The 7,826-nt window shown below is 71.7% G+C and carries 9 protein-coding genes; 7 read left to right on the top strand and 2 right to left on the bottom strand.

What is annotated here, in order from left to right; all coding sequences use genetic code 11:
• The coding region (locus tag HF519_RS17470) for a fluoride efflux transporter FluC (protein WP_169414024.1) at positions 1 to 342 on the bottom strand (342 nt) is incomplete at its 3' end.
• The gene (crcB, locus tag HF519_RS17465) at positions 339 to 827 is read right to left on the bottom strand and encodes a fluoride efflux transporter CrcB (RefSeq protein WP_169414023.1); all 489 of its coding nucleotides are present in this window, start codon (positions 825 to 827) and stop codon (positions 339 to 341) included. The genes HF519_RS17470 and crcB, both read right to left, overlap by 4 nt.
• Before the next feature lie 231 nt (positions 828 to 1,058).
• Here crcB and HF519_RS17460 point away from each other — a divergent pair, with 231 nt between their 5' ends.
• From HF519_RS17460 to HF519_RS17430, 7 genes are all read left to right on the top strand, one after another.
• Entirely contained in the window at positions 1,059 to 1,481 is a 423-nt protein-coding gene (locus HF519_RS17460) for a helix-turn-helix domain-containing protein (RefSeq protein WP_211170170.1), read from the top strand.
• Positions 1,478 to 2,254, top strand: coding sequence for a hypothetical protein (locus HF519_RS17455; RefSeq protein WP_211170165.1), 777 nt, complete (start codon positions 1,478 to 1,480; stop codon positions 2,252 to 2,254). Before HF519_RS17460 ends, HF519_RS17455 begins: the two co-directional genes overlap by 4 nt.
• 115 nt (positions 2,255 to 2,369) lie before the next feature.
• A complete protein-coding gene (locus tag HF519_RS17450; protein ID WP_438826406.1) occupies positions 2,370 to 2,678 on the top strand; it encodes a DUF2516 family protein in 309 nt (102 codons plus the stop codon).
• The gene (locus HF519_RS17445) at positions 2,675 to 3,232 is read left to right on the top strand and encodes a YbaK/EbsC family protein (RefSeq protein WP_169414021.1); all 558 of its coding nucleotides are present in this window, start codon (positions 2,675 to 2,677) and stop codon (positions 3,230 to 3,232) included. The genes HF519_RS17450 and HF519_RS17445 overlap by 4 nt, the downstream gene beginning before the upstream one ends.
• Positions 3,233 to 3,375: 143 nt before the next feature.
• Entirely contained in the window at positions 3,376 to 5,694 is a 2,319-nt protein-coding gene (lon, locus tag HF519_RS17440) for an endopeptidase La (protein ID WP_169414020.1), read from the top strand.
• Positions 5,695 to 5,893: 199 nt separating this feature from the next.
• Complete coding sequence (locus tag HF519_RS17435) at positions 5,894 to 7,291, top strand: FAD-binding oxidoreductase (RefSeq protein ID WP_169414019.1); 1,398 nt, start codon at positions 5,894 to 5,896, stop codon at positions 7,289 to 7,291.
• Between the two features lie 18 nt (positions 7,292 to 7,309).
• The gene (locus HF519_RS17430; protein WP_312860164.1) at positions 7,310 to 7,813 is read left to right on the top strand and encodes a TIGR03667 family PPOX class F420-dependent oxidoreductase; all 504 of its coding nucleotides are present in this window, start codon (positions 7,310 to 7,312) and stop codon (positions 7,811 to 7,813) included.
• The last annotated feature ends 13 nt before the right edge of the window (positions 7,814 to 7,826 follow it).

The raw sequence follows: 7,826 nt of genomic DNA, 5'->3' as shown, positions 1-7,826 counted from the left end.
GATCGCCAGACTCAGCCCGGCCGCGCCGAGCCCCGCGAACACCGAGCCGAGCGCGTTGTAGGTGGCCAGCAGCCGGTGACCCGTCGCGGCCAGCTGCACGGTCTCGAAGCCGAACGTCGAGTAGGTGGTCAGCGCCCCGCAGAAGCCAGTCCCGACCAGGGCGATCACCGCCGGGGACGTCGTCGCGGCGAGTGTCAGGCCGAGCACGAACGAGCCGATGATGTTCACGGTGAACGTGCCCCACGGGAAGCCGGTGCCGAGCCGGGACTGCACCACGCGGTCGGTCAGGTAGCGCAGCGGTGCGCCGACGACCGCGCCCGCCACCACCAGCAGCGCGATCACCGGGCCACCCGCCCGGGTCCCGCTCGCCGGGACCCCGCCGCCCTGGCGAGCGCCATCCCGGCCCAGGTCGCCGCGAGCGCAGCGGCCAGAGTGGCGGACAGGTAGCCGACGGCCACCCCGACGTGGCCGTCGGACAGCAGGAGCTGGATCTCGACGGAGTACGCGGAGAAGGTGGTGAACCCGCCCAGGAAACCGCTGGCCAGGAACGGCCGGAGCAGCGGATGAGCGTCGGTGAGCTCGGTGATCGTCACGATGAGCACGCCGATCAGCAGGCAGCCGACGACGTTGATCGCGAACGTCCCGAGCGGGAATCCACCGTGGGGGGTGGGCAGCGCGAGGCCGACGCCCCAGCGCGCCAGCGCACCGGCCGCTCCGCCCACGGCGACGGCCGCGACGGGCCGGAGCTGTCCGTCGAACGGCCGGATGCCGGCCGGCGCCGGGACCTCGGTCCGGTCGTCGCTGCCGGCTGGGAGGGGTTGGTTCACGATTTCTCGCCTCCGTTGCGGTGGACCGCATCGGGCCGGGGAGGTGATCCCGCGGTGAGACCGGGTACGCCACGGCCGACCCTAGTCCGACGTCGATCCGGCGCCTCCCTGTGGCCGATGCCACCTCACCTGCGCAAGCACAGCGCTTGCTACAGCTAGCACCCACACGTACGGTCGAAGGCGTCGGAGTGGAGGTGAGTGCCGATGACCAAGCAGGACAAGCCCACCGAGATGGTCGGCCACGCCGTCGAGCAGGTCGGCCACGCCGTGGGACAGGCCGTCGACGACATCGGCACCTACATCCGCGCCCAGCGTGAGTTGGCCCAGGTGTCCCTGCGGCAGCTCGCGAAGGCCGCCGGCGTCAGCAACCCGTACCTCAGCCAGATCGAGCGGGGGCTGCGCAAGCCGTCGGCCGAGATCCTGCAGCAGATCGCCAAGGGGCTGCGGATCTCCGCGGAGGCGCTCTACGTGAAAGCCGGGATCCTCGACGAGCGGCCGGCGGGCGACGTCACCGACGCCGTGCTCGCGGATCGCACGCTGTCCGAGCGCCAGAAGCAGATTCTGCTCGACGTCTACCAGTCCTTCCGTCGGGAGAACGACCGACAGGTCGAACCCGGCGCAACCACAGTGTCTTCCGGAGAACAGGGGAAGTGATCACCATGGCCGTGTCGCTGCCGACCGCCGCGGACGTCCGAAAGGTCCGCGAGCAGGCTGCCAAGAATGCCGCCGAGCGGGCCGGGGTCGCCCGTACTCCGCTGCTCGCCGTGCTCGGCGCCGGCGACTACGCCGTCAGCACCGTCACCCGGGCCGTCACCACCGCGCGCACCCGCGCCGCGCAGCGGGCCGACCTGGTGCAGAACCGCGTCGCCGAGTTCCCCCACGAGATCGAGGACCTGCGCGGCAAGCTGACCGCCGACGAGTTCCGCAAGGTCGTCGACCAGGTCCGGACGCAGGCCGAGCAGTACTACGCCGGACTCGCCGAGCGCGGCGAGGCCGCCTGGGGCAAGCTGCGCAAGCAGCCGCAGGTCAAGCAGGCGCTGAACACCATCGACTCGGTCACCGAGCGGCTCGACGCCCGCGTCGACGAGTTCGTCGACGACGCCCACGATGCCGCCGAGAAGGCGCTGAGCACCGTGACCCGCCAGACCCGGTCGACCGGGGAGAAGGCCGCCCGGGCGACCCAGCGGCTCGCCGACGAGGCCGCCGGGACAGTGGCCGAGGTGAGCAAGGACGCGGGCAAGACCGTCGCCGACGCGGGCAAGGACGCGGCCGCTGCGATCGACGAGGCCGGTGTCGAGGCCGCCGCGACCACCCGCAGCACCACGCGCAGGGCCGCCAACCGCACGGCGCCGAAGGCCGCCACCCGTAAGCCGGCCACCCGCCGGACCGGCGCCACCGGCACCGACGGTGCCAAGTCCGGCAACTGACCCGTGCCGGACGCCGCACCACGACAGCGGCTTCGGGGCCTCGGGCCCGGGGTCGCTGTCGTGCATGCGACGACCGGGGATGCCACGAGTGGCCCCACGCACGTAGTCTGACGGGGTGGACGTGCTGCAACACCTGGACTTCTACATCCTTCGGGCTCTGTGGATCCTCGGGATTCCGGTGGGTGCGTACGCGTTCATCCACGCCCTGCGCCAGCGTGCCGACGCGTTCACCGCGGTGGGCAAGCTGACCAAGAACGCCTGGTTGGGCATCACCGGCGCCGGGCTGCTGGTGCTCGTCGTGTTCCAGGGGCCGTGGAGCAACGGGGCGCTGTTCTGGCTGGCCGGCTTGGTGGCCGTGCTCGTCTACATCGTGGATGTCAAGCCGGCCGTCGTCGGGGTGCAGCGCGGGGATCAGCGCTGGTGACCGATCCGCGCTGGGCGGTCCTCGGCACGCTGGAGGCCGTTCCCGCGCTCGACCGACCGGACCTGCTGGGTGATCCGGTGGCGCACGCGCTCAAGCTGCTCGATCCGGCCGACGCGGCCCTCGTCGGGGTCGCCGAGATCGACCCCGACCTGGCCGACACCGCCGCGTTCTGCGAGGCCTACGGCTCGCCCGTCACGTCGTCGGCGAACTGCGTCGTCGTCGCGGGGCGTCGTGGCGAGGAGACCCGGTACGCCGCCTGCCTGGTGCTCGCGAACACCCGCGCCGACGTCAACGGACTCGTGCGCAGACGGTTGAACGCGCGCAAGGCGTCGTTCGCCCCGATGGAGGACGCGGTCGCGTCGACCGGGATGGAATACGGCGGGATCACCCCGGTCGGGCTGCCCGCCGAGTGGCCGCTGCTCATCGCCCCGGCGGTGGCGGCGGCACCGGCGGTCGTCATCGGCAGCGGGATCCGCGGCAGCAAGCTGGCCCTGCCCGGCGCACTCGCGGCGTCCCTGCCCGGCGCGGAGGTCGTCGAGGGCCTCGCCCGCTGAAACCTGTCTCCGCGGTCGGCGATGCTCGTTGCCGTACTGGTCGCTGGAGTTGAGCCCGGCAGGGCTCACGTCAGCTGCGTTCGCTCACCGCGGATTTACTTGAACGCTGGAATGAGTTCAACGGTGTAAACGTTGAACCGAGCATGACAGAGACGCTGAAGCTGCCGGTGCTTCCGCTCGCCGACTCGGTGGTGCTGCCCGGCATGGTGGTTCCCGTCCGGCTCGACGAGCAGGAGACCCAGGCGGCGGTCGACGCGGCGAACAGCGTCGACCGGCGGGTACTCGTCGTGCCGCGGCTGGACGGCAGGTACGCCGCGGTCGGCACGATCGCGGTACTGGAACAGGTCGGCCGGCTCCCCAGCGGGGAGAAGGCGGCCGTGGTGCGCGGCGAGGGCCGCGCGCGGATCGGCTCGGGCGTGCCCGGGCCGGGTGCGGCGCTGTGGGTCGAGGCGACCCCGGTGCCTGATGAGGCTCTCCCGGGGCAGACGAACGAGCTCGCCAAGGAGTACAAGGCGCTCGTCGTGTCGATCCTGCAGCAGCGCAACGCGTGGCAGGTGATCGACTCGGTGCAGCAGATCACCGATCCCGGACAGCTGGCCGACACCGCCGGCTGGGCCTCCTACCTCGACCTCGAGCAGAAGGTTCAGCTGCTCGCCGAGACCGACGTGACCCGTCGGCTCGAGCTGCTCGTCGCGTGGACGCGCGAGCACCTGGCCGAGCTCGAGGTCAGCGAGAAGATCGCAGAAGACGTCCGTGAGGGCATGGAGAAGACCCAGCGCGAGTTCCTGCTGCGCCAGCAGCTGGCCGCGATCCGCAAGGAGCTGGGCGAGGACGAGCCCGAGGGCGCGGACGACTACCGCACGCGGGTCGAGAACGCCGACCTGCCCGAGCACGTGCGCAAGGCTGCGCTGACCGAGGTCGGCAAGCTCGAGCGCGCCTCGGACCAGAGCCCGGAGGCGGGCTGGATCCGCACCTGGCTCGACACGGTGCTGGACATCCCGTGGAACGAGCGCACCTCCGACACCGACGACCTGGTCGTGGCCCGGGAGATCCTGGACACCGACCACGCCGGCCTCGACGACGTCAAGGAGCGGTTGATCGAGTTCCTGGCCGTTCGGGCGCGGCGCAACCGCCGCGGGCTCGAGAAGATCGGCGGCCGGGGCTCCGGCGCGGTGCTCTCGCTCGTCGGTCCGCCCGGCGTCGGCAAGACGTCGCTGGGTGAGTCCGTCGCGCGGGCGCTGGGCCGCAAGTTCGTCCGGGTCGCCCTGGGTGGCGTCCGGGACGAGGCCGAGATCCGCGGCCACCGGCGCACCTACGTCGGTGCGCTGCCCGGCCGGATCGTGCGGGCCATCCGCGAGGCTGGCTCGATGAACCCGGTCGTGCTGCTGGACGAGATCGACAAGCTCGGCTCGGACTTCCGCGGCGACCCGTCGTCGGCACTGCTCGAGGTGCTCGACCCGGCGCAGAACCACACGTTCCGCGACCACTACCTCGAGGTCGACCTCGACCTGTCCGACGTGCTGTTCCTCGCGACGGCCAACGTCGCCGAGACCATCCCCGGCCCACTGGCCGACCGGATGGAGATGGTGACGCTCGACGGCTACACCGAGGCGGAGAAGGTCGCCATCGCGCGCGACCACCTGCTGCCGCGGCAGATCGAGAAGGCCGGTCTGGAGCCGTGCGACGTCGAGTTCACCGAGGTCGCGCTCGGCATGATCGCCGCCGAGTACACCCGCGAGGCGGGCGTGCGGCAGCTGGAGCGGGGCCTGGCGAAGGTCCTGCGCAAGGTCGCCGTGCAGCTCGACTCCGGCGCCCGGGTGCCGGTCACGATCGACGCCGACGCGCTGGTCGGCTTCCTCGGCCGGCCGCGGTTCACCCCGGAGTCGGCAGAGCGCACGGCGGTGCCCGGCGTGGCGACCGGCCTCGCGGTCACCGGGACCGGCGGTGATGTCCTGTTCATCGAGGCCACCGCCATGGACGGTGATCCGGGCCTGACCCTGACCGGTCAGCTCGGCGACGTGATGAAGGAGTCGGTCTCGATCGCCCTGTCGTACCTGCGGTCCAAGGGACTCGCCGGCGACCTGGCGTCGAAGAAGCTCCACGTCCACGTCCCGGCGGGTGCTGTGCCGAAGGACGGCCCGAGCGCGGGCATCACGATGACGACGGCGCTGGCGTCGCTCGCCACCGGGCGGCCGGTCAGGTCGACCGTCGGCATGACCGGTGAGGTCACGCTGCAGGGCCGGGTGCTCCCGATCGGCGGGGTCAAGCAGAAGCTGCTGGCCGCGCACCGGGCCGGCCTGACCGACGTGATCATCCCGAAGCGCAACGAGCCGGACCTGGACGACCTGCCCGAGTCCGTCCGCTCGCAGCTGCGGGTGCACCCGGTGGCCGATGTCGCCGACGTGCTCGAGCTCGCGCTCGAACCGGCGGCGTCCTCCTCGGAGGTCGCCTCGGCGGCCTGATCGCCAACCCTCAGCGGGGTGGCCCCGCTCCGAACAGTCGGAGCGGGGCCACCCCGCTTCGTCGTCTACGGGGTCTCGACGGGCACCGAGTCCGGATCAGGACCAATGTCCTGACCTCGGCCGGGATCGTCCGCATCCGGGCTCTGCGCCGGTGGGAGAGGCCACACTCGGCTCGGCGAGGAGGCGAAGGAGGACGGTCATGACCCAGACAACCGGCGGCGGTCTCGGTGCGCTCGGCACGGCGATGACGGGCTCTGTGCTGGTCGACGGCGACCTCGACTACGACGAGGCCCGCTCGCTCTGGAACGGCGAGTTCGACCGCCGCCCGGCGGTCATCGCCAGATGCGCCACCGCCTCCGACGTCGCTCTTGCCGTCGACTTCGGACGGCAGGAGGGTCTGGAGATCACCGTCCGCGGGGGCGGCCATTCGTTCAGCGGTGCGTCGGCGTGCGACGGCGGGCTGATGATCCACCTCGGCACGATGAACCACGTCGCCGTCGATCCCGAACGCCGGCGGGCGGTCGTGGGTGGCGGCGCCACGCTGGCCGATCTGGATGCCGCGACCCAGGCCCACGGCCTCGCCGTGACCGGTGGGGTCATCAGCCACACCGGGGTCGGTGGTCTCACCCTGGGCGGCGGGATGGGCTGGCTCGTCCAGGAGCACGGGCTGAGCATCGACAACCTTGAATCCGCCGAGGTGGTGCTGGCCGACGGCCGGTGCGTGCGCGCCTCGGCGGATGAGCACCCCGACCTGTTCTGGGCCCTGCGCGGCGGTGGTGGCAACTTCGGTGTCGTCACCTCGTTCGAGTTCCGGCTGCACCCGGTCGGACCCGAGGTGCACCTGGCATTCCTCTTCTGGGACCAGGACCGGGGCGTCGAGGCGCTACGGGCGTGCCGGGACGCGATCCCGTCGCTACCCGAGCGCACCGGTCTGCTGATCGCCGCTGCCCTCAGCGCCCCGGACGCGCCGTTCGTCCCGGAGGAGTACCACTTCATGCCGGGGCATGCGCTCATCGTGGTCGGTTTCGGTTCGGCCGAGGAGCATGCCGCCGCGATCGCGCCGGTGCGCGAGGTGTGCCCGCCGCTGTTCGAACTGGTCACGCCGATCCCGTACACGGGGTTGCAGCAGATGCTCGACGACGCCGCGCCGTGGGGCATCCGGTCCTACGACAAGTGCATCTACCTCGAAGAACTGACCGATGAGGCCATCGACGTGATTGTCGGCCGGGCCCCGGACAAGGCCTCGCCGATGTCGTTCATGCCGATCTTCCGGCTGGACGGCGCGTTCGAGCGGGTCGGCGAGGACGACACCGCGTTCGGCGGCCGGCGGGTCGCGCAGTACATGGTCGACCTGACCGGCGTGAGCGAGGACGAGGAGCTGTTCCGGACCGACCGGGGCTGGGTCCGCTCGACCTGGGACGCGTTGCGCCCGCTCGCCGGCAGCGCCGCCGGCTACCTCAACCTCAACTCCGAGCCGGACGACGACCGGGTGCGTGCCGCGTACGGGTCGGCGAAGTACGAGCGGCTGGCCCGGATCAAGGCCGAGTACGACCCGGGCAACCTCTTCCACCACAACGCCAACATCAAGCCGACCTGACGAGGCGCACCCCGGCGGGTGACCGGCCACGGAATGTGGCCGGTCATCCCGTCGCAAGCGGAGGCCACCTGCCGAGAAGGAGGAGCGATCGCTTTCGCACTACCCGATCCCGCGACCGAGTTCGGCGCTCGGGTCGCCCGCCGGCTGCATTCCGAACCGCTGGCCTGGCTGACGACCGTCGACGGCGCCGGCACCCCGCAGCCCGCGCCGGTGTGGTTCCTGTGGGACGACGCGTCGAACTCGGCGTTGATCTACAGCCACGGCGAGGCGAAGCGGCTGGACCACCTGCGCGCGAACCCTCGGGTCGCGCTGAACCTCGACGGCGACGGCACGGGCGGCGACATCGTCGTGCTGACCGGCGAGGCCGTGGTGGCACCGGACGAGCCGTCCGCCGACCGCAACCCCGCCTACCTGGACAAGTACGGCACGCGGATCCGCGAAGGCTGGGAGACGCCGCAGAACTTCGCGTCGATCTACTCGGTGCCGCTGCGCTTCCGACCGCGCCGGGTGCGGGGGCACTGAGCCGTACCCGGTG

The sequence above is a fragment of the Pseudonocardia bannensis genome, from assembly GCF_012911875.1.
GTDB lineage: Bacteria > Actinomycetota > Actinomycetes > Mycobacteriales > Pseudonocardiaceae > Pseudonocardia > Pseudonocardia bannensis.
Note: the sequence above shows the minus strand (reverse complement) of the source record. Positions and strands in the feature narration are given on the sequence as shown.